This window comes from Sphingobacterium allocomposti (genome assembly GCF_008124885.1).
Lineage (GTDB): Bacteria > Bacteroidota > Bacteroidia > Sphingobacteriales > Sphingobacteriaceae > Sphingobacterium > Sphingobacterium allocomposti.
In genome coordinates this window covers 1-1,461 of record NZ_VNHX01000050.1, presented here as the reverse complement: position 1 = coordinate 1,461, position 1,461 = coordinate 1, and the positions used below count along the sequence as shown (strand labels likewise).

At 46.1% G+C, this 1,461-nt stretch carries 1 protein-coding gene; it reads left to right on the top strand.

The window, feature by feature from the left end; translation table 11 throughout:
• The first annotated feature begins 86 nt into the window (after positions 1-86).
• Positions 87-1,142, top strand: coding sequence for an IS110 family RNA-guided transposase (locus BC792_RS18215; protein WP_148910444.1), 1,056 nt, complete (start codon positions 87-89; stop codon positions 1,140-1,142).
• Positions 1,143-1,461: the final 319 nt, after the last annotated feature.

The window sequence follows — 1,461 nt, the reverse complement described above, 5'->3', positions numbered from 1 at the left end:
TAGTTTGTATGTTTGAAAGGGTATAGCTCCGGGAAGAAGTTTCACATAACTTTAAAGTCAACAAAGTGAAAACTAAAGACGGAGCTATGGAAACAAAGTTAAGAGATTTTAGTGGAGAATCGGTCTATGTTGGTATAGATTCCCATTTAAAGCGTTGGCAGGTTACGCTGATGTCCGAGGAGTTGGAACTGCAGAGTTTCAGCCAGGAACCGGATAGTGGCCGGCTTATTTCGTTCCTTGAGCGGCATTTTCCCGGTGCGGACTATCATTGTGTTTACGAGGCAGGATTTTCAGGTTTCAATGCGCAACGGGAGTTAGCGGAGGCAGGGATAGACTGCATAGTAATCCATCCGGCGGATGTTCCTACCTCTGACCGGGAGAAAAGGCAGAAGAGCGACCGTATAGACAGCAGAAAGCTGGCACGTGGATTGAAGAACGGTGATTTTAAGGCCATCAATGTCCCGGACGTTCGCCGCCAGCAGGATCGTTCGCTTCTACGGGTGCATAACAGGATAACACGGGACATTACCCGTGTCAAGAACCGTATAAAGTTCTTCCTGATGTTCTTTGGGATCACTGTTCCAAAGGAGTATGGCGGCAGATGGAGCAAGGGTTTTCGCGCATGGCTAGGCACTGTTCATCCCGGAGGCTACGGAGATATAGGTTTAGGTTGTTTACGGGACCAGCTGGAGTATTTGCTGACACGGCAGAAAGAATTGGAAAAGAAGATCAAGCTGTTGTCCCGGGAGAGCAGGTACAGGACTGATTTCGACAACCTGCTCAGTGTGCCGGGAGTAGGCTGGCAGACGGCAATGGTGCTGCTGACCGAGATCGGGGATATATCGCGGTTCTCAGGGATCAGAGAACTCTGCAGTTACTTTGGTCTTATCCCCAATTGCCACAACAGCGGGGAGACGGTGCGCATAGGTCGGAATACAAAAAGGGGCAACGTGTACCTGAAGTATATCCTATTGGAAGCGGCCTGGATGGCCATAAGGTATGACCCTTCCCTGCTACTGTGTTATAAATCGGTTATCGGGAGGATGGATGGCAATAAGGCTATCATCAAGGTTGCCCGAAAGTTGCTGAACAGGATAAGGTTCGTGATGAAGAATAAACAGCCTTACAGGATATGTGAATAAGTAAGGGAAAAAGAAGATAAAAAAACTATAACCATTGTTGCGGGTAAGCACTGGGGGGTGTCTGTGACGCTCTGTAGGGAGATGTTCACTATTTTTAGTTTGTGCCCCGCTTTTATATAACATAACAATGAACTTGTGACACCTTGTTAAGGTTGTTCACTGATAGAAGTGTGGTTTATAGTTTATTTGGCGTATGCACAAAAATAGGAAAACACAAAGGCTTCCCTATTTTTGACATACAGACACCTTTTTGTGCCTATAGATATAAAAATGTGAAATAATTAAGGGCTACCATTGTTTTTCAACATAGAAGACACCC

What these genes read in the sequence shown, in the direction of transcription:
- BC792_RS18215 (WP_148910444.1), top strand. Translation starts at nt 87, where the DNA reads ATGGAAACAAAGTTAAGAGATTTTAGTGGAGAATCGGTCTATGTTGGT.